This is a genomic window from Cellulomonas dongxiuzhuiae, from assembly GCF_018623035.1.
Taxonomy (GTDB): Bacteria; Actinomycetota; Actinomycetes; order Actinomycetales; family Cellulomonadaceae; genus Cellulomonas; species Cellulomonas dongxiuzhuiae.
This window is the reverse complement of the sequence record NZ_CP076023.1, coordinates 2,178,156-2,202,217: the sequence shown is the minus strand read 5'-3', so window position 1 is coordinate 2,202,217 and position 24,062 is coordinate 2,178,156. Positions and strand designations below refer to the sequence as shown.

General features: G+C 71.4%; 20 protein-coding genes and 1 tRNA gene. 14 read left to right on the top strand and 7 right to left on the bottom strand.

Going from position 1 to position 24,062, the window contains the following annotated elements:
• Positions 1-404 precede the first annotated feature (404 nt).
• Positions 405-478, bottom strand: a tRNA-Leu gene (locus tag KKR89_RS09915).
• Between the two features lie 157 nt (positions 479-635).
• On the opposite strand from KKR89_RS09915, the gene KKR89_RS09910 reads away from it, so the two are divergent.
• A complete protein-coding gene (locus KKR89_RS09910; protein WP_372438476.1) occupies positions 636-1,319 on the top strand; it encodes an ANTAR domain-containing response regulator in 684 nt (227 codons plus the stop codon).
• 204 nt (positions 1,320-1,523) lie between these two features.
• Positions 1,524-2,810, top strand: a complete 1,287-nt coding sequence (locus tag KKR89_RS09905; protein ID WP_208195199.1) for an ABC transporter substrate-binding protein — start codon at positions 1,524-1,526, stop codon at positions 2,808-2,810.
• A gap of 124 nt (positions 2,811-2,934) precedes the next feature.
• Here KKR89_RS09905 and KKR89_RS09900 read toward each other — a convergent pair whose 3' ends face one another.
• The 4 genes from KKR89_RS09900 to KKR89_RS09885 are packed head-to-tail and all read right to left on the bottom strand — an operon-like array spanning position 2,935 to position 7,092.
• Positions 2,935-3,750: an ABC transporter ATP-binding protein gene (locus KKR89_RS09900; RefSeq protein ID WP_208195198.1), complete on the bottom strand. Its 816-nt coding sequence runs from the start codon at positions 3,748-3,750 to the stop codon at positions 2,935-2,937.
• Positions 3,747-4,700 carry an ABC transporter ATP-binding protein gene (locus KKR89_RS09895; protein WP_208195197.1) on the bottom strand — a complete coding sequence of 318 codons (954 nt, stop codon included), beginning with the start codon at positions 4,698-4,700 and terminating at the stop codon, positions 3,747-3,749. Before KKR89_RS09895 ends, KKR89_RS09900 begins: the two co-directional genes overlap by 4 nt.
• On the bottom strand, positions 4,690-5,676 hold the full coding sequence (locus tag KKR89_RS09890) for a branched-chain amino acid ABC transporter permease (RefSeq protein ID WP_208195196.1): 987 nt from the start codon (positions 5,674-5,676) through the stop codon (positions 4,690-4,692). The genes KKR89_RS09895 and KKR89_RS09890 overlap by 11 nt, the downstream gene beginning before the upstream one ends.
• Before the next feature lie 18 nt (positions 5,677-5,694).
• Positions 5,695-7,092: a branched-chain amino acid ABC transporter permease gene (locus KKR89_RS09885; RefSeq protein ID WP_251140845.1), complete on the bottom strand. Its 1,398-nt coding sequence runs from the start codon at positions 7,090-7,092 to the stop codon at positions 5,695-5,697.
• 376 nt (positions 7,093-7,468) lie between these two features.
• Between KKR89_RS09885 and KKR89_RS09880 the strand changes: the two genes are divergently transcribed.
• Positions 7,469-8,122 carry a GNAT family N-acetyltransferase gene (locus tag KKR89_RS09880; RefSeq protein WP_251140844.1) on the top strand — a complete coding sequence of 218 codons (654 nt, stop codon included), beginning with the start codon at positions 7,469-7,471 and terminating at the stop codon, positions 8,120-8,122.
• Here KKR89_RS09880 and KKR89_RS09875 read toward each other — a convergent pair.
• Positions 8,038-8,442: a hotdog fold thioesterase gene (locus KKR89_RS09875; protein ID WP_208195194.1), complete on the bottom strand. Its 405-nt coding sequence runs from the start codon at positions 8,440-8,442 to the stop codon at positions 8,038-8,040. The two genes, KKR89_RS09880 and KKR89_RS09875, sit on opposite strands and share 85 nt — an antisense overlap.
• On the opposite strand from KKR89_RS09875, the gene polA reads away from it, so the two are divergent.
• From polA to KKR89_RS09860, 3 genes are all read left to right on the top strand, one after another.
• Positions 8,441-11,188: a DNA polymerase I gene (gene polA, locus KKR89_RS09870; RefSeq protein WP_208195193.1), complete on the top strand. Its 2,748-nt coding sequence runs from the start codon at positions 8,441-8,443 to the stop codon at positions 11,186-11,188. The genes KKR89_RS09875 and polA overlap by 2 nt on opposite strands.
• 164 nt (positions 11,189-11,352) lie before the next feature.
• The gene (locus KKR89_RS09865; protein ID WP_372438474.1) at positions 11,353-11,748 is read left to right on the top strand and encodes a DUF485 domain-containing protein; all 396 of its coding nucleotides are present in this window, start codon (positions 11,353-11,355) and stop codon (positions 11,746-11,748) included.
• Positions 11,745-13,409, top strand: coding sequence for a solute symporter family protein (locus tag KKR89_RS09860; protein ID WP_208195191.1), 1,665 nt, complete (start codon positions 11,745-11,747; stop codon positions 13,407-13,409). Before KKR89_RS09865 ends, KKR89_RS09860 begins: the two co-directional genes overlap by 4 nt.
• A 2-nt stretch (positions 13,410-13,411) precedes the next feature.
• Here the strand turns inward: KKR89_RS09860 and KKR89_RS09855 are convergent, their stop codons facing one another.
• On the bottom strand, positions 13,412-14,239 hold the full coding sequence (locus KKR89_RS09855) for a class I SAM-dependent methyltransferase (RefSeq protein WP_208195190.1): 828 nt from the start codon (positions 14,237-14,239) through the stop codon (positions 13,412-13,414).
• A 129-nt stretch (positions 14,240-14,368) separates the two neighbouring features.
• Between KKR89_RS09855 and KKR89_RS09850 the strand changes: the two genes are divergently transcribed.
• From KKR89_RS09850 to KKR89_RS09815, 8 genes are all read left to right on the top strand, one after another.
• A complete protein-coding gene (locus KKR89_RS09850) occupies positions 14,369-16,039 on the top strand; it encodes an ABC transporter substrate-binding protein (RefSeq protein ID WP_208195189.1) in 1,671 nt (556 codons plus the stop codon).
• 16 nt (positions 16,040-16,055) lie between these two features.
• Entirely contained in the window at positions 16,056-17,060 is a 1,005-nt protein-coding gene (locus tag KKR89_RS09845) for an ABC transporter permease (protein ID WP_208195188.1), read from the top strand.
• Positions 17,057-17,998 carry an ABC transporter permease gene (locus KKR89_RS09840; protein WP_208195187.1) on the top strand — a complete coding sequence of 314 codons (942 nt, stop codon included), beginning with the start codon at positions 17,057-17,059 and terminating at the stop codon, positions 17,996-17,998. The genes KKR89_RS09845 and KKR89_RS09840 overlap by 4 nt, the downstream gene beginning before the upstream one ends.
• Positions 17,995-19,764 carry an ABC transporter ATP-binding protein gene (locus KKR89_RS09835; protein ID WP_208195186.1) on the top strand — a complete coding sequence of 590 codons (1,770 nt, stop codon included), beginning with the start codon at positions 17,995-17,997 and terminating at the stop codon, positions 19,762-19,764. The genes KKR89_RS09840 and KKR89_RS09835 overlap by 4 nt, the downstream gene beginning before the upstream one ends.
• Before the next feature lie 153 nt (positions 19,765-19,917).
• Complete coding sequence (locus tag KKR89_RS09830; RefSeq protein WP_208195185.1) at positions 19,918-20,943, top strand: 6-phosphofructokinase; 1,026 nt, start codon at positions 19,918-19,920, stop codon at positions 20,941-20,943.
• A gap of 196 nt (positions 20,944-21,139) precedes the next feature.
• Positions 21,140-22,636, top strand: coding sequence for a 30S ribosomal protein S1 (gene rpsA / locus KKR89_RS09825; RefSeq protein WP_208195184.1), 1,497 nt, complete (start codon positions 21,140-21,142; stop codon positions 22,634-22,636).
• A gap of 136 nt (positions 22,637-22,772) precedes the next feature.
• Positions 22,773-23,402, top strand: coding sequence for a dephospho-CoA kinase (gene coaE / locus KKR89_RS09820; protein ID WP_208195183.1), 630 nt, complete (start codon positions 22,773-22,775; stop codon positions 23,400-23,402).
• Between the two features lie 205 nt (positions 23,403-23,607).
• Positions 23,608-24,057: a hypothetical protein gene (locus KKR89_RS09815; protein ID WP_208195182.1), complete on the top strand. Its 450-nt coding sequence runs from the start codon at positions 23,608-23,610 to the stop codon at positions 24,055-24,057.
• The last annotated feature ends 5 nt before the right edge of the window (positions 24,058-24,062 follow it).

Genomic DNA, 24,062 nt, shown 5'->3' with positions numbered 1-24,062 from the left:
GGAGCACCCGGCGCCCGCTCCTGAGGAGATCGAGGACGAGGCAAGGCGGTACTGGCGATTGGCGTGGTGCCAAGTTGAGACATGGCGAATCGGATCGTGGGGCCCGCGGGACGCGGCGGCGGCGGGGATTGGCACCGTCGTGTTCCAGCGACTCGCTGGCGCCGCCGCACGCTGCGTACCCGGCCGCCGCGACCACGTCGTGGCGTCGAGTCGGGCGCGCCGAGGAGGCTCTCGAGCGAGCGTTCGGGTCGACGCCACTCACTGGACATGCTCGCGCCATCGGCGTCCCGACGGGCCCTCTTGAGCGTCGTGCCGAACCCGGATGCCCTCATCGGCGTGAACCAGCGAGCGACCTCTTATGACACGCATATGACACGCCATCGCGTTCATGCAGTTCAGATAGGTGCCCCGAGTGGGATTCGAACCCACACTGGATCGGGTTTGAGCCGAACGCCTCTGCCGGTTGGGCTATCGGGGCAACGGGCCCAGCCTAGTGCGAGGTGGCGCGGCGACGTCGTCACGTGGAGCGTCTGCGCGGCCATGACGGAGGGCCGACCGCGCCCCGCGACGCCACGTGACGGCGACCACGAGGCTCATCGCGCCACCACGTGCCCTCGGCGCACTACTCTGTGCACGTGACCAAGGACGACAGCACCGAGCCCACGCAGGACGCGCCGCAGGCCGTGAACCTGTCCGCCGAGCCCGCACGGGGTGCGGGCACGCCGTCTGCCGGCAGGCCGGCGCGCCGGGCGGTCGTCGCCGAGGACGAGGCGCTCATCCGCATGGACGTCGTCGAGACGCTCACCGAGGCCGGGTTCGAGGTCGTGGGTGAGGCGGGCGACGGCGAGCGCGCGGTCGAGCTGGCCACCGAGCTGCGGCCGGACGTCGTGGTGATGGACGTCAAGATGCCCGTCCTCGACGGCATCTCGGCGGCCGAGCGCATCGGCAAGGCGCACCTCGCACCGGTCGTGCTGCTGACGGCGTTCTCGCAGACCGAGCTCGTGGAGCGTGCGCGCGACGCCGGCGCCATGGCGTACGTCGTCAAGCCGTTCAGCCCCGCCGACCTGCTGCCCGCCGTCGAGATCGCCATCTCCCGCTACGCGCAGATCACCGCGCTGGAGTCGGAGGTCGCGGACCTCGCCGAGCGCTTCGAGACCCGCAAGCGCGTCGACCGCGCGAAGGGGCTGCTGATGACGAAGATGGGCCTGTCGGAGCCCGAGTCGTTCCGCTGGATCCAGAAGACGTCGATGGACCGTCGCCTGACGATGCGCGAGGTCGCCGACGCCGTCATCGAGCAGGTGGGCGGCGCGTCCTCCTGACGCCTGCGTAGCACACACCGAGCCCGTACCGACGCCACCGTCGGTGCGGGCTCGCTGCGTCGTTGGTCACAACTGCACAACGACATGGGTGCGAGACATTGCCATTCACATGGCGGACACAAACCATGAGTACGTTCGCGCCACATCGTCGTTGCCCGCCCCCGGGTTGCGGTCGTGCAGGGCTCACAGAGGGGTACCACACGCATGATTCGTTCGACACGTGCAGGACGCGCACTGGCGGTCGCCGGAGCGGTCGCGCTGGCGCTCACCGCCTGCAGCAGCGCTTCCGACGACGCCGCCACCGGTGAGGAGACGACCGGTGGGGCCAGTGGCGAGCCGCTGCGCATCGGGACGGTCCTCCCCGTCACCGGTTCGCTCGCTCAGCTCGGCCCGCCGGAGATCGCCGGCGTCGACCTCGCGGTCAAGGAGATCAACGACGCGGGCGGTCTGTTCGGCTCCGATGTCGAGGTCGAGCACACCGACTCCTCGGACGCCGAGAACGCGTCGGTCGCGACCGCATCGGCGCAGCAGCTGATCTCCTCGGGCGTGTCAGCCGTCATCGGTGCCGCGTCGTCGTCGGTGACCAAGAACATCGTCGACGACATCACCGGTGCGGGCATCGTGCAGGTCTCCCCGGCCAACACGGCGACGGACCTGTCCGGCTACTCCGACTTCTACTTCCGCACCGCGCCGCCGGACACCGTGCAGGGCGACGTGCTGGGCAACCTGATCGTGAGCGACGGCGCGAGCAACGTCGGCATCCTCGTCTTCAACGACTCCTACGGCACGTCGCTGCGCGACGTCGTCGAGGGTGTCGTCGACGAGGCCGGCGGCACGGTCGTCTACGGCACGTCGGGCCAGGAGTTCGACCCCACGGAGACGAACTTCGCCACCATCGTCGCGGACGCCATCGCCTCGTCCCCGGACGCCATCGCGATCCTGTCGTTCACCAACCAGACGCCGTCGATCGTGCGCGAGCTGGTGTCGCAGGGCTGGGACATGAGCAAGACGTACTTCGTGGACGGCAACCTGCAGAACTTCGGGGTCGAGGGCGACATCGGCTTCCCGGCCGGCACGCTCGCCGACGCGCAGGGCACGCTGCCCGGCGCGTACCCGTCGGAGGAGTTCCAGGGCCGCATGCTCGAGATCGACCCGGAGCTGAAGGACTACTCCTACGGCCCCGAGTCCTACGACGCGGTCATGCTCGTGGCGCTCGCCGCTCTCAAGGGCGGTGCGTCGGACGGCGAGACCATCCAGGCCAACATGGCGGCGGTCTCCGGTGCGGACGGTGGCACGGAGTGCACCGGCTGGGAGGAGTGCAAGGCGCTCCTCGAGGACGGGGAGGACATCGCGTACCAGGCGGTCTCCGGCGTCGGCCCGTTCAACGAGGCCAACGACCCGTCGTCGGCGTTCATCGGGATCTACCAGTTCGGCCCCGAGAACACGTACACCTTCAGCCGCTCCGAGGAGGGCGAGGTCCCGCAGGGCTGACCTGCTGACCTGACGCACGGACGACGACCCCCGGAGCCTGGCTCCGGGGGTCGTCGTGTGCGCGGGGGTGGTGCCGCGCGTGGCGTTCGTGCCGTCCGAGGTCGGCAGGTGTCGCGTGCCGGCGTCAGGCCGCGCCGGGGCCCGCGTCCTTCTCCGCCGCGCGGGCGGCGTCCACGTCGGTCGCGAGCGTGCCGAGGTACAGCTCGATGACCTTCGGGTCGTGCATGAGCTCGCGGCCCGGCCCCGAGTAGGCGTTGCGCCCCTGGTCCAGGACGTAGGCGCGGTCGCAGATCTGCAGCGCTCGTCGCGCGTTCTGCTCCACGATGATGACCGAGACCCCGGCCTTGTTGATGCGGCGCGTGCGCAGGAAGGCCTCGTCCTGGCGCACGGGGGACAGGCCCGCCGACGGCTCGTCGAGCAGCAGCACGGACGGCTCGGGCATCAGGGCCCGTGCCATGGCCACCATCTGACGCTCACCACCCGACAGGGCGCCCGCCCGCTGCTTGCGGCGGTGCGTCAGCTCGGGGAAGAGCGCGAGGACGACCTCGAGCCGGTCGGCGAACTTGTGGGGCGTCTGGTAGACGCCCATCTGCAGGTTCTCCTCGATCGTCAGGCTCGGGAAGACGTTGTTCGTCTGCGGGACGAAGCCGACGCCGCGCTGCACGAGCACGTCCGCCCGCAGGTTCGTGATCGACTCGCCCTGCATCGTCAGGGATCCCTCGCGGATCGCGACGAGCCCGAAGAGCGCCTTGAGCAGCGTCGACTTGCCCGCACCGTTCGGCCCGATGATCCCGACGAGCTCGCCGGGGTGCAGGACGAGCGAGCACTCGTTGAGGATGTTGACGCCGGGCACGTAGCCCGCGACGAGGGAGTCGGCGTGCAGCAGCGGCTCGCCCTGCGGTGCGCCGCGGTGCAGCGCGGGTGCGGTCGTCTCGGTCACGGGGCCTTCTCCTCAGCCTTGGTCGCCGGCGCCAGCTCGGCCTCGGCCTCGGCCTCCGCCTCGGCGTCGATGATGCTGCCCTCGTCCAGCAGGTCGTCGTCACCGAGGTCGGTGTCGTGGTGGGCGCCGAGGTACGCGTCGATGACGGCCTGGTCGGCCATGACCTCCGACGGCGGCCCCTCGGCGACGACCTTGCCCTGGGCCATGACGACGACCCAGTCCGAGATGTGCCGGACCATGTGCATGTCGTGCTCGACGAAGAGCACGGTCGTGCCGGAGTCCCGCAGGTCGGTGATGTGACCGAGGAGGGACTGGGTGAGCGCGGGGTTCACCCCGGCCATCGGCTCGTCGAGCATGACGAGCGTCGGGTCCGACATGAGCGCACGCGCCATCTCGAGCAGCTTGCGCTGACCGCCCGACAGGGACCCGGCGAAGTCGTCCTTCTTGGCGTCGAGACGGAAGCGCTCGAGCAGCGTCAGCGCCTTGTCGGTGATCTCCCGCTCGCGCCGGGCCCACAGCGGCTTCACCAGGGCGGTGAAGAGCCCCTCGCCGGGCTGGTCACGGGCGCCGAGCCGCATGTTGTCCAGCACGGTCATGCGCGCGAGCGCCTTGGTGAGCTGGAACGTGCGCACCATGCCCGACGTGGCGACGCGGGACGCCGCGACACCCGCGAGCGGTGTGCCGTCGAAGACCCAGCTGCCCGTGTCGGGCTTGTCGAAGCCCGTCATGAGGTTGAAGAACGTGGTCTTGCCGGCGCCGTTGGGGCCGATCAGCGCGGTGATGACGTGCCGCTGCACCTCGACGTGCTCGACGTCCACGGCGTTCACGCCACCGAAGCTGCGCCGCACGCCGTCGGCCACGAGGAGCGCGTCCGGCTTGGCTGCGCCGGGAACGCGGGGGATCTGTGCCAGGCGTCCCCTGGCCTGCTCGACGACGTCCTCAGTGGGCATTGATCGCGAGCTCCTTCTTGTCACCCAGGATGCCCTGGGGTCGGAAGATGATGAGCATCATCAGCGTCAGTCCGACCAGGATCCAGCCGATCTGCTCGATCTGCTGCACCGACAGGACGTCGGGCGGCACGACCCCGCGCAGAAAGCCGCGCACGAAGACGAGCGCACCCCAGAACAGCAGAGCCCCGAGCACGGGCCCGAAGACGGTGGCCGCGCCGCCGAGCAGCAGGATGGTCCAGGTGTTGAACGTGACGGGACGGCCGAGCGAGTCCGCCTGCACGGAGCTGGCGAGGACGAACACGATGCCGCCCAGGGCGCCGAAGACACCGCCGAGGACGAGGGCTTGCAGCTTGTAGCCGTAGACGTTCTTGCCGAGCGCGCGGACCGCGTCCTCGTCCTCGCGGATGCCCTTGAGGACCCGGCCCCACGGGCTGCGGACCAGCCGCCAGACGAGCAGGCACGCGAGCAGCACGACGGTCCAGCCGACCACCCGCAGCCACCACGAGTTGGAGGTGTTGGTCGACAGCGTGATCGGCCCGAGGGCCCACCGGTCGTCGGGGAACGGCGACGCGTCCTGGAAGGTGCCCTTGAACGCGTTGCCCGTGATCCCCTCGGAGCCGCCGGTCACGTCGGTGAGGGCCGTCGAGCGTCCGACCATGCGGACGATCTCGGCGGCCGCGATCGTCACGATGGCGAGGTAGTCGCCGCGGAGCTTGAGGGTGGGCAGGCCGAGCAGCAGCGCGAAGATCACGGCCGCGGTGATCGCCACCAGGAACGCGAGCCACAGCGGCGCGCCCTGGACGGTGGCGACGGCGAAGCCGTAGGCGCCCAGCAGCATGAACCCGGCCTGGCCCATGTTGATCAGGCCGGTGAGCCCGAAGTGGATGTTGAGCCCGATCGCCGCGAGCGCGTACGCGATCGCGGTCGGCCCCAGCATCTCGTTGAGGACGTTCGTGAAGAGCTGTCCGTAGTCCATGTCGGCGACGACCTCCCGCTAACCGATGCGCTCGGCGCGCCCGAGGATGCCCTGCGGCCGGAGCAGCAGGACGAGGATGAGGATCACGAGCGCGCTCGCGTAGCGCATGTCGCTCGGCAGGACGAGCGTCGAGAGCTCGACGACGAGGCCGATGACGAGCGCGCCGAGCACGGCGCCGAGCGGTGACCCCAGCCCTCCGAGGGTGATCGCCGCGAACATCAGCAGCAGCAGGGTGGACCCGAAGTTGAACCGCGTCGTGTTGAGGTACAGCGCCAGCAGCACGCCGCCGAGCGAGGCGAGCGCGGCGGACACGATCCACACGCGGCTGATGACGGACTCGACCTTGATGCCCGTCGCGGCGGCGAGCGCCGGGTTGTCGGACACGGCGCGCGTGGCGCGGCCGAGCCGGGTCCGGGCGAGCACGAACGCGACCACCGCCAGGACGACGAGCGCGATGCCGACCGACACGAGCGACTGCCCGGAGATCTGGACGGGTCCGATCTGCATGCGCTGGGAGATGCCCGACACGATGGGCGCGGGCCGGGCGCCGAAGACGAACAGGAAGCCCGACAGCATCGCGAGCGAGAGGCCGATCGTCACGATCATCTGCTGCGTGATGCCCACGCCGCGCCGTCGCAGCGGCCCGAAGACCACCCGGTTCAGCAGCCACCCCATCAGTCCGCCGGCGGCGGTCGAGACGACGATCGCCAGCCACAGCGGCAGGTCCCACCACTGCACCGCCATGAACGCGGTCATCCCGCCGAGCGTGACGAGCTCGCCGTGCGCGAAGTTCGACAGGCCGGTCGTGCCGTAGATGAGGTTCGCGCCCAGCGCCGCGAGCGCGAGCAGCACGCCGAACACCGTGCCCGCGAGCACGAGCTGGGCGTACCTGTTGGTGCCGGGGCCGGCCGAGGCCTCGGCGCTCGCCTCGGCCTCGGCTCCCGCCTCGGTGTCGGCACCGCTGCCCGCGTCGGCTCCCGTGGTCGGGCTCGCCTCCTCGGTCTCCTCGGCAGCGGCGCCGGCCTGGTCCGGGGGGACGGCCTGCACGATCCGCCCCGCGGAGCGGCCCAGCACGACGGCGACGACGACGGGGTTGGCGGCCGGGTCCTTGAGGACCGTGCCCGCAGGGAGCGTGGTCTCGTCCACCGTGACGGTGTAGTCGCCCGCCGTGGTCAGCGGCACCGAGATCTTGCCGGCGGCGTCGGTCACGACGTCGACCGCTCCGTCCGCGCCCTCGACGTTCAGGGCGACGCCCGCAGCAGGTCCGGTGCCGGGGACGGTGACCGTCACGTTGAGGCACGCGGTGGCGTCGTCCGGGCTGCAGGGGGTGGTCGCCGCGCGCGCGGACCCGCCGACGAGGAGCGTCGACAGGGCGGTGAGGAGGACCAGCAGCAGGCCGGCTCCTCCTCGTCGCACGGCGACGGAACGGTCCCGGCACGCGACTGGTCGCACGTCAGACCTCCGTCCTGATGGTCGGGCACGGGCACACGAGGTCGCCGCACGGGTGATGGGCACTCGCCCACGGTCAGCAGACGATAGGGAGGGATTGTGTCCTGTTCATTACGTCTGCGCGAGGGTTCCTTACTGATCGGTAGCGAACTGCGTCCTGCTGCGCGCACCGGTGGGGATGGTTCGTCCGGGTTCACCGGCCCGGGGCGGCGTGCGCACTAGGCAGACGCCCGGGTCTGCGTCATCATCGACGCAGGACGCACGGACCGGGGGACCGTGCTGCCGACGTCCCACCCTCGTCCCCGGGAGGCCCGCAGTGCGGCCAGGTGTCCACGTCCGACCCGTGTCGTCGGTCGATCTCGAGGATCTCGTCGACCTCTGCCTGCAGGCGCGTGCCGAGTCGGGCGTGGGGCGCCAGCTGTGCTCCGACGACCGTGACCGGCTGCGCGAGCACCTGTCCGTGCTCGCCGCGGCACCCGACGGGCTGACGCTCGTCGCCACGTGCGACGGTGAGCCCGCGGGGCTCGTGCTGGGTCGGCTCCTCGGGCCCGGCCTGATGTCGGACACCGTGGTCCTCAGCCTCGACGCGGTCTACGTGCGGCCCCAGCAGCGACGGCGCGGTCTGGGTCACGCGATGCTGCAGGCCGTCGCCGAGCTCGCGGAGACGACCGGCGTCACCGACGTGTACGCCGCCCCGCTGCCGGGGTCGCGCGGCATGCAGCGGTTCCTCGCACGCCTGGGCTTCGCACCCGCGGCCGCGCACCGCGTCGTGAGCACCGGCGCGCTGCTGCGCCGGCTCGCGCTCGACGTGCCCGCACCCGCGCGACGCGGCGGCACGCGCGGGCTCGAGGACCTCATCGAGCGTCGCCGTCGGGCACGCGCCCGCGCGCTGGACGAGGAGATGCTCGCGCGTCAGGCGACCGCGTCGATGAGCATGCAGGTCAGGCGGGCGGTGCACAACCGTCGCCCCTCGTCGTCCTCGACGACCACCTCGTAGGTCGCCAGCGAACGCCCGAGGTGCAGGGCGCGCGCCGTCCCGGTGACGACGCCGGTGCGGGCCGACCGGTGGTGCGTCGCGTTGAGCTCGATGCCGACGGCCGCACGCCCCGGTCCCGCGTGGGCGACGGCCGCCAGGGACCCCAGGGTCTCGGCCAGCACGGCCGACGCACCACCGTGCAGCAGGCCGTACGGCTGGGTGTTGCCGGCCACCGGCATCGTGCCCGTCGCGCCGTCGGCGTCGACGTGGGTGAGCTCGATGCCCATGCGGTGCAGGAGCGTGTCGTCGGTCGGCGGGACGGCGAAGGGGATGTCGGACATGGCAGATAGGTTGGCACCCGTGAGTGCCGACCAGCCAGCGACCAGCACCTCGACGCCCCCGCGCCTGCTCCTCATCGACGGCCACTCGATGGCCTACCGCGCGTTCTACGCGCTGCCGGTCGAGAACTTCGCGACGTCGACGGGACAGCCCACCAACGCCGTGTTCGGGTTCACCTCGATGCTGGCGAACCTGCTGCGCGACGAGGAGCCGACCCACGTCGCGGTCGCGTTCGACGCCGGGCGCACCACGTTCCGCACCGAGCGGCTCGAGTCGTACAAGGGCAACCGGGCCGCCACGCCCGAGCCGTTCCGCGGGCAGGTCGACATCGTGAAGGACCTGCTCGCCACGATGCACGTCCAGGTGCTCGACAAGCCGGGGTTCGAGGCCGACGACATCCTCGCGACGCTGACGGCGCAGGCCCGGGACCAGGGCATGGAGGTGCTCATCTGCTCCGGCGACCGCGACACGTTCCAGCTCGTCGGGCCCACCGTCACGGTCCTGTACCCGGTGCGCGGGGTCTCGGAGATGTCGCGCATGACGCCGGAGGCCGTCGAGGCCAAGTACGGCCTGCCGCCCGAGCGCTACCCCGACCTCGCGGCGCTCGTCGGCGAGACGAGCGACAACCTGCCCGGGGTACCCGGCGTCGGCCCGAAGACGGCCGCCAAGTGGATCCTGCAGTACGGCGGGCTGACGGGCGTGCTCGAGAACGCCGAGCGGATCACCGGCAAGGCGGGCGAGTCCCTGCGCGCGAACCTGGCGCAGGTCGCGCTCAACCGTGAGCTCAACCACCTGCTCGCCGACCTGGAGCTGCCCGTCGGCCCCGAGGACCTCGCGGTGCGGCCGTGGGACCGGGCCGCACTCCACGAGATGCTGGACGGACTGGAGTTCCGCACGCTGCGGGACCGGCTCTTCGCGATGCTGCCCGACGAGACCCGTGACGAGCGTGTCGCGACCGCGGCCTCGCTCGACCTGGTGGAGACCGGCGTCGGGGCGCTGGGTGCCTGGCTCGACGCCCGCGCGGACGAGGTCCTCGGTCTCGACGTGCGCGGCTCGGGGGCGCCGGCACGGGGCGACGCCTGGGGCGTCGCGATCGCCGACGGCGCAGGCCAGGCCGTCGCCTACGACCTGACGGCGATCGACCCCGTCGACGACGCCGCGCTCGCGGCCTGGCTCGCCGATCCCGCGCGGGGCAAGTCGCTGCACGCGGCGAAGGAGGCGTGGCACGCGCTGGCCGGGCGCGGCCTGGAGCTGCGCGGCGTGCGCTTCGACACCGAGCTCGCGGCGTACCTGTGCCAGCCGGACCGCCGCGCGTACGACCTGCCCGACCTCGCGATCGGCTACCTGCACAGGGAGCTGGGCAGCGACGACGGCTCGTCGCAGGGACAGGGTGCACTCGACCTCGAGGTCGACGGTGCCGACGAGGGGCGACGCGCGGCCGTGCGCGCCGCTGCCGTGCGGGACCTGGTGGACGTGCTCGGCGCCGAGGTCGCGGACCGCGGTGCGACGACGCTCCTCACGGACCTCGAGCTGCCGCTCGAGGACGTCCTGGCGCGCATGGAGCGCACCGGCATCGCGATCGACCACGAGTACCTCACGTCGCTGGAGCGCGACTTCGACGGCCAGGTCCAGGGCGCTGCTGCCGACGCGTACGCGGTGATCGGGCGCGAGGTGAACCTCGGTTCGCCCAAGCAGCTGCAGGAGGTCCTGTTCGACCAGCTCGGCATGCCGAAGACGAAGCGGATCAAGACGGGCTACACGACCGACGCCGCCGCGCTGACGGACCTGTTCGCGCGGACCGGGCACCCGTTCCTCGAGCACCTGCTCGCCCACCGCGACGCGATCCGCCTGCGGCAGACCGTCGAGGGTCTCCTGCGCTCGGTCGCCGACGACGGCCGCATCCACACGACGTTCCAGCAGACGATCGCCGCGACCGGGCGGCTGTCGTCCGCGGACCCCAACCTGCAGAACATCCCCATCCGCACGGAGGCCGGGCGTCAGATCCGTCGCGCGTTCGTCGTCGGTCCCGGGTACGCCACGCTGCTCACCGCGGACTACTCGCAGATCGAGATGCGGATCATGGCCCACCTGTCGGGGGACGAGGGGCTCATCGAGGCGTTCCGGTCGGGGGAGGACCTGCACAGCTACGTGGGCTCCCGTGTCTTCGGCGTGCCGACCGACCAGGTCACCCCCGCGATGCGATCGAAGATCAAGGCGATGAGCTACGGGCTGGCGTACGGGCTGTCGTCGTACGGCCTGTCGCAGCAGCTCTCGATCGAGGTCTCGGAGGCCTCCGCGCTCATGGCCGACTACTTCGAGCGGTTCGGCGGCGTGCGCGAGTACCTGACCACCGTCGTGGACGCGGCCCGTGCCACGGGGTACACCGCCACGATCCTCGGACGTCGTCGCTACCTGCCGGACCTCACGAGCGACAACCGGCAGCGGCGCGAGACCGCGGAGCGGATGGCGCTCAACGCGCCGATCCAGGGCAGCGCGGCGGACCTGATCAAGGTCGCGATGCTCGGCGTCGACCGGGAGCTCGCACGTCGCGGGCTGCGCTCGCGGATGCTCCTGCAGGTCCACGACGAGCTTGTGCTCGAGGTGGCCGAGGGTGAGCACGAGGAGGTCGAGTCGCTCGTCCGCGAGCAGATGGCCCGCGCCGGCGACGGCGTCCCGGGCGGTGCGCTGGACGTCCCGCTCGACGTCTCGGTGGGCGCGGGAGCGAGCTGGCACGCCGCAGGCCACTGAGCTCCGGCCGCCCTCCGGGGCACGCATGTCACCAGATCGTGTGACGTCCGTCGTCGGAGCCGACACGTAGCGAAGATTTCGTCGCCGGTGTGTGGATATTTCGGGGTGTCGTACGCCACAGTGGTCCCCCTGTGACGGCGACGGCGCCGTCCGGACCATCGGAGGTGCATGTGTCCGAGAGTCATCAGGAGACCGACTACCAGCGGGTTCAACGCTCACCGGAGTTCCAGGACCTGCGCCGCAGGTTCCGCAACTTCGTGTTCCCCATGACGGCGCTCTTCCTCGCGTGGTACTTCCTGTACGTCCTGCTCGCGAACTACGCGCACGACTTCATGAGCACGCGCGTGACGGGCAACATCACCGTGGGGCTGCTGTTCGGGCTCGGGCAGTTCGTCTCCACGTTCGTCATCACCATGGCCTACGCGCGGTGGGCGAACCAGAAGCAGGACGCGGTGGCCGAGAACCTCCGTGAGCACATCGAGTCCGGTGCGCTGATCGACGGCGGCGCCGACGAATCGCTCCAGGGCGGCGCGCGCCGCGGTGACGGAGGTCTCGCATGACCCGGTACGACGCGACCGTGCTCGCCGCAGCCACCGACAGCGGGCAGGTCGGTGACCCGGTCGTCAACATCGCCATCTTCGGCGCGTTCGTGGTGGTGACCCTCGTCATCGTGTTCCGCGCGTCCCGCAACAACAAGAGCGCGGCGGACTACTACGCCGCCGGGCGGTCCTTCACCGGTCCGCAGAACGGCACCGCCATCGCCGGCGACTACCTGTCGGCCGCGTCGTTCCTCGGCATCTGCGGTGCGATCGCGATCTACGGGTACGACGGGTTCCTCTACTCCATCGGGTTCCTCGTCGCGTGGCTCGTGGCGCTCCTGCTGGTCGCGGAGCTCCTGCGCAACACCGGACGCTTCACGATGGCCGACGTCCTGTCGTTCCGGCTCAAGCAACGCCCCGTCCGGCTCGCGGCGGCGATCTCGACGCTCGCCGTCGTGTTCTTCTACCTGCTGGCGCAGATGGCGGGCGCGGGTGGGCTCGTGGCGCTGCTCCTCGGCATCGACAGCGGGGCCGGGCAGGCGCTCGTGATCGCGGTGGTCGGTGCGCTGATGATCCTGTACGTCCTCGTCGGTGGCATGAAGGGCACCACCTGGGTCCAGATCATCAAGGCGATCCTGCTCATCGCCGGCGCCGGCCTCATGACGATCTGGGTGCTGGCCAAGTTCGGGTTCGACCTGTCGGCCGTGCTGCAGGGTGCGATCGACATGGGCGGCGAGGACGGTGAGCGGCTGATCGGACCGGGGGCCCAGTACGGCGCGTCGTCGCTCACACAGCTGAACTTCCTGTCGCTCGCGCTCGCGCTCGTGCTCGGGACGGCTGGCCTTCCGCACGTCCTCATGCGCTTCTACACGGTGCCCTCGGCCAAGGAGGCGCGGCGGTCCGTCGTGTGGGCGATCTGGCTCATCGGCATCTTCTACCTGTTCACGCTGGTGCTCGGCTACGGCGCCGGTGCCCTGGTGGGTCCGGAGACGATCATGTCGTCGCCCGGCAAGGCGAACTCGGCCGCACCGCTGCTCGCGTATGAGCTGGGCGGGGTGTTCCTGCTCGGGATCATCTCGGCGGTCGCGTTCGCGACGATCCTGGCGGTGGTGGCGGGGCTGACCATCACGGCGGCGGCGTCCTTCGCGCACGACATCTACGCGTCGGTGATCAAGCGCGGCGAGGTCGCACCCGACGCCGAGGTGCGGGTCGCGCGCATCACCGTGGTCGTCATCGGCGCGCTGGCCATCGTGGGCGGCATCTTCGCCAACGGGCAGAACGTCGCGTTCCTCGTGGCGCTGGCCTTCGCGGTCGCCGCGTCGGCGAACCTGCCCACCATCATCTACTCGCTGTTCTGGAAGCGGTTCAACACCTCCGGCGCGCTGTGGAGCATGTACGGCGGGCTGATCTCCTGCGTCCTGCTCATCGCGCTGTCCCCGGTCGTGTCCGGCAAGGTCGACCCGGTCACCGGTGCCAGCCTGTCGATGATCCGGGACACGTCGGTGGACTTCGCGATCCTCCCGCTGGAGAACCCGGGGATCATCTCGATCCCGCTCGGCTTCCTGCTCGGGATCGTCGGGACGCTGCTGTCGAAGGAGAAGCCGCACCCGGAGAAGTTCGCCGAGATGGAGGTGCGCTCGCTCACCGGGGCCGGGGCCGAGAAGGCCACCGTCGCCCACTGAGGTCAGGCGGGGGGTCGGTGCGCACGCACGATCAGTGTCCCGGGCAACCGGGCGCCGCGCACCGGCCCCCAGCCACCCCACACGCGCTCGTGCCCGGCCGGCCACTCGGGCTCGAGCAGGGCGTCGAGCACGAGACCGGCACCGACGACGTCCGCGACGTGGTCGCCCACGGTGCGGTGGTACTCCGCGTACAGGACCCGACCGTCGGCGGCCGACTCGACGTAGGGGCGCCGGTCGAAGTAGGAGCGCGTCGCGGTGAGCCCGCCGGTCCCGGGGTCGTCGGGGAAGGCCCACCGCAGGGGGTGCGTCACCGAGAACACCCAGCGGCCGCCCGGGCGCAGCACGCGAGCGACCTCGGCGTGCACGCGCGGCGCGTCGGGGACGAACGGCAGGGCGCCGAAGGCGGTGAACACGACGTCGAACGACGCGTCCGCGAACGGCAGCGCCCGCGCGTCGGCCTGGACGAGCGGGACGCGGACGCCGCTGTCGGCGTCCAGGCGGGCGGCCGCGGCGAGCATCCCCGCGGAGACGTCGGTGGCGACGGCGTCGGCGCCGGCGACGCTGCGGAGCCACCGCGTGCCCTGCGCGGCGCCTGCGCCGATCTCGAGCACACGCGCGCCGCGCACGTCGCCCAGCAGCCGGGCCTGCGACTCGCGCAGGCCCTCGGGGCACCACAGCAGGTCCACGGGTCCGAGGAACTCGCCGTGCTCGTCGAGGTACTCCTGCGCGTTGGCGTCCCACCACCCGCGGGCCGCGCGTCCGCCCTGGTCGTCCGGTACCGCCCGGTACCCGGCGTCCGCCAGCGCGTCGTCGTGGGATTCGTCCGGCATGGTGCCAGTGTGTCCGATGCCGAATCCGTACCGATGCGTAACAACCGCGTGACACGCCGCACCTAGCGTTCACCGGGTTCCCGCGTGGCGCGGTGCACCACGACCGCGCCCAGACGAGAGGTGGCAGCTGTGAGGACCAGATGGCAGATCGTCGCGGGCGGTGTGGTGGTGGGGCTCGCCCTGTCCGCGTGCGCCGCCAGCGACCGGGACCCCGAGGGCAGCACCGACGGTGCGACCGGCGGGGGGCGCGACACGTTCATCTTCGCGGCGTCGGGGGACCCCTCGTCGCTCGACCCCGCCTTCGCGAGCGACGGGGAGTCGTTCCGCGTCGCGCGGCAGATCTTCGAGGGTCTCGTCGGTGTCGAGCCGGGCACGGCCGACCCCGCGCCGCTGCTCGCGGAGTCGTGGGACGTCAGCGACGACGGCCTGGAGTACACGTTCCACCTCAAGGAGGACGTGACGTTCCAGGACGGCACGCCGTTCGACGGTGACGCCGTGTGCTTCAACTTCGAGCGCTGGAACAACTTCACGGGCGTCCTGCAGTCGGAGTCGCTGTCGTACTACTGGCAGAAGGTCAACGGCGGCTTCGCGACCAGCGACGTCGCGAGCCTGAACGGCACCGGCAAGTACGAGTCGTGCGAGGCGCCGGACGACGCCACCGCGGTCATCCACCTGCAGAGCCCGCTGCCCGAGCTCGTGTCGGCACTGTCCCTGCCGGCGTTCTCCATGCAGTCGCCGACCGCGTTGCAGGAGTACGAGGCCGACGCCGTCACGGGTGACGGCGAGGCGCCGGTCCTGCCGGAGTACGCGACGAGCCACCCGACCGGCACGGGCCCGTACACGTTCGAGTCGTGGAGCCCGGGCGAGGAGGTCGTGCTCACCGCCTACGACGGCTACTGGGGCGAGCAGGGCCAGGTCAAGCGCATCGTGTTCCCGATCATCTCGGACGCGACCGCGCGTCGTCAGGCGCTGCAGGCGGGCGACATCGACGGCTACGACCTCGTCGGTCCCGCCGACGTCGTGGCGCTCGAGGAGGCCGGCTTCCAGATCGTCAACCGCGAGCCGTTCAACGTGCTGTACCTCGGCATGAACCAGGCGAACCCCGACCTGGCCGACCTCAAGGTCCGGCAGGCCATCGCGCACGCGATCAACAAGGACGCGCTCGTCGCGCAGACGCTGCCCGAGGGCACCGAGGTGGCGACCAACTTCGTCCCGCCGTCGGTCGTGGGCTGGAACGAGGACGTCGCGACGTACGACTACGACCCCGACAAGGCGCGCACGCTGCTCGCCGAGGCGGGCAGGTCGAACCTGACGATCGACTTCAACTACCCGACGAACGTCTCGCGGCCGTACATGCCGACGCCCGAGCAGGTCTTCACCGCGATCACGGCGGACCTCGAGGCGGTCGGCATCACGGTCAACCCCGTCCCGGACCCGTGGAACCCGGAGTACCTCGACAAGATCCAGGGCGGCTCGCAGCACGGCCTGCACCTGCTGGGGTGGACCGGCGACTACAACGACACCTACAACTTCATCGGGGTCTTCTTCGGCGGGGCCTCGAACGAGTGGGGCTTCGACAACCCGGACCTGTTCTCGGCGATCAACGACGCCCGCTACGTCGCGGACGTCGACGCGCAGCGGGAGGCGTACGAGGTGGCCAACGCGGCGATCCTCGACTTCCTCCCCGGGGTCCCGCTCGCGCACCCCGTGCCGTCCCTCGCGTTCAAGGCCGACGTCCACGGGTACCCGGCCTCGCCGGTCCAGGACGAGGTCTACAACGTGATCACGCTCGGCGACTGAGGAGCGGCTCGACCCGATGACCCGACTGATCCTGCGGCGCCTCGCGCTGCTCGTCCCGACCCTGCTCGGGTTGTCGGTCCTGCTGTTCCTGTGGGTGCGCGCTCTCCCGGGAGGGCCGGCGACGGCTCTCCTGGGGGAGCGCGCCACCCCGGAGGCCGTGGAGCGGATCAACCAGCTCTACGGCTTCGACAGGCCCCTGCCGCAGCAGTACGTGACGTGGCTGGGGCAGCTCCTGCAGGGCAACTTCGGCGTGTCCACCCGCACCGGACGCCCCGTGCTGGACGAGTTCTGGGCCCGTTTCCCCGCCACCGTCGAGCTCTCGCTCGTCGGCCTGCTCGTCGCCGTCGGTATCGGCATCCCGCTGGGGTACCTCGCCGCCCGGCACCAGGGACGGCTCGTCGACCACGCGGCGGTCGTCACGTCGCTGCTCGGCGTGACGATCCCCGTCTTCTTCCTGGCGTTCCTGCTTAAGTGGCTGTTCGCCGTGCAGCTCGGCTGGTTCCCGTCCACGGGACGCCAGGACCCGGCGATGATCGCGACGCACCCGACGGGGTTCTACGTGCTCGACGGGGTGCTGACGCGCGAGTGGGACGCGAGCTGGGACGCGCTCGTGCACCTGCTGCTGCCGGCGCTCGCGCTCGGCACGATCCCGCTGGCGATCATCGCGCGCATCACGCGTGCGTCCGTCATCGACGTGCAGCACGCCGACTACGTGCGCACCGCGCGCGCCAAGGGCCTGTCGACGCCGCACGTGCGCGGGCGCGTGATCCTGCACAACGCGATGCTCCCGGTCTCTACCACCATCGGCCTGCAGGTCGGGCTGCTGCTGTCCGGTGCCGTGCTCACCGAGACCGTGTTCGCCTTCCCCGGCATCGGCAAGTTCCTCGCCGACGCCGTGTTCAACCTCGACTACGCCGTCCTGCAGGGGTTCATCCTGCTCATCGCCGTGGTCTACGCCCTCGTGAACCTGGCGGTGGACGTGTCGTACGGCCTGATCGACCCGAGGATGAGGACGCGATGAGCGCACCCGAGGTGTACGAGGTCCCGCAGGGACCGGTCGACGCCGGCGCGGCGCTGGCCGAGGACCGTCGCGCGGGCGAGTCGCTCTGGCGCGTCGCGGTGCGCCGGCTGGTGCGCAACCCCGCCGCGGTCGTGGGCGTCCTCATCGTCGTCGCGTTCGTCCTCGTCGCGGTCCTGGCGCCCCTCCTGGCGCCGTACGGGCCGGGCGCGCTGCCGGGGCGCGCCGACGTGCGGCCGACCTTCATCCCGGGGCCGTCGGCCGGCCACCCGCTCGGCCTCGACCGCTACGGCGCCGACGTGCTGTCCCAGCTGATCTGGGGGGCGCGGGCGTCGCTGCTCATCGGCGTGCTCTCGACGCTCCTCGGGCTCGCCGGCGGCATGCTCGTCGGCCTGCTCGCAGGCGCCTTCGGGGGCTGGGTCGACTCGGCGGCGATGCGACTGGTCGACCTCATGCTCGCGGTGCCGAGCCTGCTGCTCGCGGTCTCCATCGCCGCCGTCGCGGGCCAGACGCCGTCGGCCGTGGTCATCGCCATCGGCGTCGTGCAGGTGCCGGTCTTCGCGCGGCTCCTGCGCGGGTCGATGCTCGCCCAGAAGGGCTCCGACTACGTGCTGGCCGCGCGCTCGCTCGGCCTCACGCGCCGCACCGTGACGATGAGCCACGTCCTGCCCAACAGCGTCTCACCCGTCATCGTGCAGGCCACCCTGCTGCTCGCGACGGCGGTCATCGAGGCTGCGGCGCTGTCGTTCCTCGGCCTCGGGGGCGGCTCGCCGACCACGGCGGAGTGGGGCCGCATGCTCGTGGCCGCGCAGAACGAGCTCGAGATCGCACCGCGCCTCGCGCTGTGGCCGGGCATCTGCATCTCGGTCACGGCCCTGGGCTTCACCCTGTTCGGCGAGGCGCTGCGCGAGGCGCTCGACCCGCGATCGAGGAGACGATGAGCGTGACGAGCGCACCGCAGGACGGCGCCGAGGGCGCCCCGCTGCTGAGCATCCGTGACCTCGAGGTCACGTTCCGCACCGAGGCCGGCAGCGCGACGGTCGTGCGCGGCGTGTCGTTCGACGTGCACGCCGGGCAGACCGTGGCGGTCGTGGGGGAGTCCGGCTCCGGCAAGTCGACCACCGCCGCCGCCGTCATCGGGCTGCTCGCGGGCAACGGTGCGGTCACCGGTGGGCAGATCCTCTTCGAGGGGGAGGACCTGGCCACGCTCGGCCCGGGCGCCATGCACCGGCTGCGCGGCGCCCGCATCGGCATGGTGCCGCAGGACCCGATGTCGAACCTCAACCCGGTGCGCCGCGTGGGTGCGCAGATCGACGAGACGCTCGAGGACAACGGCGTCGTGCGCGGCCGTGGCGTGCGCGAGCGCACCGTCGAGCTGCTCGCGGAGGCCGGGCTGCCGGACGCGCTGCGCCGAGCCCGGCAGTACCCGCACGAGTTCTCGGGCGGCATGCGCCAGCGGGCGCTCATCGCGATGGGTCTGGCGGCGCGCCCCCGGCTCCTCATCGCCGACGAGCCCACCTCCGCGCTCGACGTCACCGTGCAGCGCACGATCCTCGACGGCCTCACGGACCTCACCGACCGGCTGGGCGTCGCTGTGCTGCTCATCACGCACGACCTCGGCCTGGCCGCCGAACGTGCCGACCGTGTCGTGGTGATGTACCGCGGCGAGGTGGTCGAGCAGGGCGACGCGCGCTCGCTGCTGACCGACCCGCAGCACGAGTACACGCGGCGGCTGCTCGCAGCCGCGCCCTCGCTCGCGTCGCGGCGCATCGAGCTCGCGCGCCATGGCGTCGACGTGACCTTCCCGGCCACGGACGAGCCGGCCACCGCAGCCACCGGGGCACCGACCGAGCCGACCCCGCCCGCCCGCCCCCTCGTCGCGGCGGCGCTCGACGCCCCGCCGCCCCTGGTCGAGGTCGACCGCGTCACGAAGGTCTTCCCGATCCGCGGGCGAGGCCCCCTCGGTCGCTCGACCGACTTCACGGCCGTCGACGACGTGAGCTTCGTCGTGCCGCGCGGACGCACGCTGGCGGTCGTGGGGGAGTCGGGCTCCGGCAAGTCGACCATCGCCCGCATGATGCTCGACCTGCTGACGCCGACGTCCGGCAGCATCCGCTTCGACGGTGCCGACGTCGCGGGGCTCGACCGCGCCGGCGAGGTCGCGTTCCGCCGTCGCGTCCAGCCGATCTTCCAGGACCCGTACGCGTCGCTCGACCCGCTGTTCACCGTCTACCGGACGGTGGAGGAGCCGCTGCGCGCGCACGGGATCGGCGACCGCGCGCAGCGCAACACGCGCGTCCGCGAGCTCATGGAGCAGGTCGCCCTGCCGGCCGGGCTGCTGCGCCGCTACCCCGCCGAGCTGTCCGGCGGCCAGCGGCAGCGGGTCGCCATCGCCCGGGCCCTCGCGCTCGAGCCCGACCTCGTCGTGTGCGACGAGGCCGTCTCCGCGCTCGACGTCATCGTCCAGTCGCAGATCCTGCGTCTCCTCGCCGACCTGCAGGAGCGGCTCGGGCTCACGTACCTGTTCATCAGCCACGACCTCGCCGTGGTGCGACAGATCGCCGACGAGGTCTGCGTCATGCAGGAAGGGCGGATCGTGGAGCGCGGCACGGTCGACGACGTGTTCGACTCCCCCCGGACCGAGTACACCCGCACGCTCCTCGACGCGATCCCGGGCCGCGACCTCGACCTGGGCCGACCGGCCTGACGGCGGCGCTCGCGGGCTCGGCGCGGCGGCGCCGGGACCCTCGGCGCAGGACCGGTGGCGACGGGGTGGTTAGGGTTGTACGTGGCGCGCGGCGACGTGCGTCCGGCCCCCCGAGCATCCGGGGTGTGGCCCCTGCGAACGAGGAGCTCCAGCGTGCGAGTCGGTCTGCTGACCGGTGGCGGCGACGTCCCGGGCCTGAACGCCGCGATCCGTGCCGTCGTCAAGCGGGGGGAGGGGGAGCACGGCCACACCATCATCGGCTTCCGCAACGGCTGGAAGGGTGTGGTCGACGGTGACGTCATGCCGCTGACCCGCCGGGACATCCGCAACGTCCTTCCGACCGGCGGGACCCTGCTGGGCACGGCGCGGTACCACCCCCACGCGTCGGACGGCGGCCTGGACGCCGCGCTGGCGACCCTCGAGGCCGAGCGCATCGAGGCGCTCATCTGCATCGGCGGCGACGGGACGCTCAACGCGGCCAGCAAGGTCGCCGAGGCCGGCGTCAAGGTCGTCGGCATCCCCAAGACGATCGACAACGACGTGTGGGCGACGGACGCGTCGATCGGGTTCGACACGGCGGTCAGCATCGCGACCGAGGCGATCGACCGGATCCACACGACGGCCGAGTCCCACAACCGCGTGATGATCGTCGAGGTGATGGGACGTCATGCGGGCTGGATCGCCGTCACGTCGGGCATCGCCGGTGGTGCGGAGCTCGTGCTCGCGCCGGAGGAGCCGTTCGACATCACGCGGATCGAGAAGTTCCTCAAGCACCGCCACCGCGCCCACGCGAGCTTCTCGATCGTGGTCGTCGCCGAGGGCGCGGTGCCTGCCGAGGGCACGTCCATGCTCTACGAGACGCAGGTCGGGAAGTTCGGCGAGATCGTCGCCGGGGCGATCGGTGAGCGGCTCAAGGTCGAGATCGAGCAGCGCACCGGCTTCGACACGCGTGTCACGGTGCTGGGGCACACCCAGCGGGGCGGTATCCCGACCGCCGCGGACCGCATCCTGGCCTCGCGGTTCGGTGTCGCGGCGATCGACGCGGTGACGGCGGGCACGTCCAACGTCATGACGGCGATCCGCGGCGGGGAGGTCGTGCTGGTCCCCCTCTCCGAGGTCGCCGGCAAGGTCAAGTTCGTCCCGCAGGGCCTGCTGACCGTGGCGCGCGCGCTGGCCTGACGTTCCCTTTGCCTGCCCGGCCGTCCACCCGATAGGGTGGACGGCGGTGCCGCGCGTCCTCGCGCGTACCGAATCCTCGACACCCACCGGTCCCAGGCCGTTCGTGGGTGGCGGGGACGCAGTCCCGACGTGGCGCCCTGCCACGCACGATTCCCTGTCCGTCCTACTTCCTGTCCGCATCGGAGCCCACCACTACATGAGCATCTCCACCCCCGCGAAGCCCGCCAGCCCGCAGGTCGCGGTGAACGACATCGGTTCGGCCGAGGACTTCCTCGCCGCGATCGACGCCACCATCAAGTACTTCAACGATGGCGACATCGTCGAGGGCACCATCGTCAAGGTCGACCGCGACGAGGTCCTGCTCGACATCGGTTACAAGACCGAGGGCGTCATCCCCTCCCGTGAGCTGTCCATCAAGCACGACGTGGACCCCGGTGAGGTCGTGAAGGTCGGCGACGAGGTCGAGGCCCTCGTCCTCCAGAAGGAGGACAAGGAAGGCCGTCTGATCCTGTCCAAGAAGCGCGCGCAGTACGAGCGGGCGTGGGGCACGATCGAGAAGATCAAGGAGGAGGACGGCGTCGTCACCGGCACCGTCATCGAGGTCGTCAAGGGTGGACTCATCCTCGACATCGGCCTGCGCGGCTTCCTGCCCGCCTCCCTCGTCGAGATGCGTCGCGTGCGCGACCTCCAGCCGTACGTCGGCAAGGAGATCGAGGCGAAGATCATCGAGCTCGACAAGAACCGCAACAACGTCGTGCTGTCGCGGCGTGCGTGGCTCGAGCAGACGCAGTCCGAGGTGCGCTCGACCTTCCTGCAGACCCTGCAGAAGGGCCAGGTCCGCCCCGGTGTCGTGTCGTCGATCGTCAACTTCGGCGCCTTCGTGGACCTGGGCGGCGTGGACGGCCTCGTGCACGTCTCCGAGCTGTCCTGGAAGCACATCGACCACCCCTCCGAGGTCGTCGAGGTCGGCCAGGAGGTCACGGTCGAGGTGCTCGAGGTCGACTTCGACCGCGAGCGTGTCTCGCTGTCGCTGAAGGCGACGCAGGAGGACCCGTGGCAGGCGTTCGCCCGGACGCACGCCATCGGCCAGGTCGTGCCCGGCAAGGTCACCAAGCTCGTCCCGTTCGGCGCGTTCGTGCGCGTCGAGGACGGCATCGAGGGCCTGGTCCACATCTCGGAGCTGGCCGTGCGCCACGTCGAGATCCCGGAGCAGGTCGTCCAGGTCGGCGACGACGTCTTCGTCAAGGTCATCGACATCGACCTCGAGCGTCGCCGCATCTCGCTGTCGCTCAAGCAGGCGAACGAGGGCTTCGACCCCGAGTCGGACGACTTCGACCCCGCCCTGTACGGCATGGCGGCCGAGTACGACGAGCAGGGGAACTACAAGTACCCCGAGGGCTTCGACTCGACCACCAACGAGTGGCTCGAGGGCTTCGAGGCGCAGCGCGAGACGTGGGAGGCCCAGTACGCGGCCGCGCACGAGCGCTGGGACGCGCACCGCAAGCAGGTCGCCGCGGCCGCCCAGGCGGACCTCGAGGCCTCGACGTCGGAGACCCCGGCCGCCAGCAGCTCCAGCAGCAGCAGCAGCGGCCCCGCGCCGTCGACGTACTCGTCGGCGACCGAGGAGGTCACCGGGACGCTCGCGTCGGACGAGGCGCTCGCCGCGCTCCGCGAGAAGCTCACCGGCAACTGACGCCACGCGGGTCCGCCCGCACGGCAGCACGACGACGGCCGGTCACCCTCGGGTGGCCGGCCGTCGGCGTACCCGGGTGCTGCTCCGCCCGGGTGCCGGGCTCGCGCCGAAGGTCGGCGGACGCCACGATGGGGCGATGCAGAGGATCGGGCTGACCGGAGGCATCGCGGCGGGCAAGTCGGTCGCCGCTCGCAGGTTCGGGCAGCTCGGTGCGGTCGTGATCGACGCCGACGTGCTCGCGCGCGAGGCCGTGGCGCCGGGATCGGCCGGCCTCGCCGAGGTCGCGGCCGCGTTCGGGCCCGCGGTCCTCGACGCGGACGGCGCCCTCGACCGGCCCGCGCTGGCGCGCGTCGTGTTCTCCGACGCCGGTGCGCGCGCTCGGCTCGACGCGATCGTGCACCCCGTCGTGCGGAGGCTGTCGGCCGAGCGCGAGGCCGCCGCCGTGGCGCTCGACGCCGGGGCCGTCGTCGTGCACGACATCCCGCTGCTGGTCGAGACGGGGCAGGTGGAGAACTTCCATGTCGTGGTCGTCGTGCACGCGCCCGCCGTGCTGCGGGTGGAGCGTCTGGTGCGGCTGCGCGGCATGACGCGCGATGACGCGGAGGCCCGCGTCGCCGCGCAGGCGCGCGACGAGGACCGGCTCGCGGCGGCCGACGTCGTGCTGGACGGCGCGGGCAGCGACGCCGACCTGGTGCGCCAGGTGGACGAGCTGTGGGCGCGGCTCGCCGTCGAGCGTGACGACGAGCGTGCGGCCGACGTGCCCTGACCCTCCTCGTCGGCCCGCGTCGGTCGCCGGTGTGCCCTGCAGGACCAAGGTCCTTCGTACCGGCTAGTAACACGCACCCGTACGAGTGAATTGAACGCTTGTCCACGCGAGGAGTAGCGTTCAGGCGCCGATCACTCGGATGGACGCGCAAAGCGCGTCCAGCGGGTCGCGTCGGGCGATCCGCGGCAACGGAGCCGGAGGAACGATGGCGGTCCAGTCGGTCGGTAGTGGGTGGGAGGCGCGCCCGCTGCAGTCGAAGGCCTCGATGTCGGTGGCCACGGGCGCACTGTCAGCGAACCAGGTGCTCGATCTCGTGACCACGGCGGCGGCCGCGGTCGAGGACGAGAGCGGCTGGCTGCGGGTGGGGGAGCGCAGCGCCAACAAGGTGTCCCTGTCGGTCCGGGACATGACGCGGGAGAGCACCGACCCCGTGCTCTTCTTCGACGTCGAGGTGGACCGAGCGGTCGGCCGTGTGACGGTGCGGACCCTCATCACGAGCTACGTCGTCAAGTCGGGCGGCATGAGCGGCCTGATGCCCATGACCAAGCGCAAGATCATCGGCTTCAGCGCCTACCGGGCCTTCATGGACCGGTACGCCACGATGCTCGCGGAGACGGACCCCGCGGCGAACGTGTCGTTCAGCGGCGAGTGGTAGCCCGC

Bases quoted from the DNA above. Each gene is read 5' to 3' on its own strand.
- KKR89_RS09905 (WP_208195199.1), top strand. From the start codon at position 1,524: ATGATTCGTTCGACACGTGCAGGACGCGCACTGGCGGTCGCCGGAGCG.
- KKR89_RS09895 (WP_208195197.1), bottom strand. From the start codon at position 4,700: ATGCCCACTGAGGACGTCGTCGAGCAGGCCAGGGGACGCCTGGCACAG.
- KKR89_RS09890 (WP_208195196.1), bottom strand. From the start codon at position 5,676: ATGGACTACGGACAGCTCTTCACGAACGTCCTCAACGAGATGCTGGGG.
- polA (WP_208195193.1), top strand. From the start codon at position 8,441: ATGGCAGATAGGTTGGCACCCGTGAGTGCCGACCAGCCAGCGACCAGC.
- KKR89_RS09875 (WP_208195194.1), bottom strand. From the start codon at position 8,442: ATGTCCGACATCCCCTTCGCCGTCCCGCCGACCGACGACACGCTCCTG.
- KKR89_RS09860 (WP_208195191.1), top strand. From the start codon at position 11,745: ATGACCCGGTACGACGCGACCGTGCTCGCCGCAGCCACCGACAGCGGG.
- KKR89_RS09855 (WP_208195190.1), bottom strand. From the start codon at position 14,239: ATGCCGGACGAATCCCACGACGACGCGCTGGCGGACGCCGGGTACCGG.
- KKR89_RS09845 (WP_208195188.1), top strand. From the start codon at position 16,056: ATGACCCGACTGATCCTGCGGCGCCTCGCGCTGCTCGTCCCGACCCTG.
- KKR89_RS09840 (WP_208195187.1), top strand. From the start codon at position 17,057: ATGAGCGCACCCGAGGTGTACGAGGTCCCGCAGGGACCGGTCGACGCC.
- KKR89_RS09835 (WP_208195186.1), top strand. From the start codon at position 17,995: ATGAGCGTGACGAGCGCACCGCAGGACGGCGCCGAGGGCGCCCCGCTG.
- rpsA (WP_208195184.1), top strand. From the start codon at position 21,140: ATGAGCATCTCCACCCCCGCGAAGCCCGCCAGCCCGCAGGTCGCGGTG.
- coaE (WP_208195183.1), top strand. From the start codon at position 22,773: ATGCAGAGGATCGGGCTGACCGGAGGCATCGCGGCGGGCAAGTCGGTC.
- KKR89_RS09815 (WP_208195182.1), top strand. From the start codon at position 23,608: ATGGCGGTCCAGTCGGTCGGTAGTGGGTGGGAGGCGCGCCCGCTGCAG.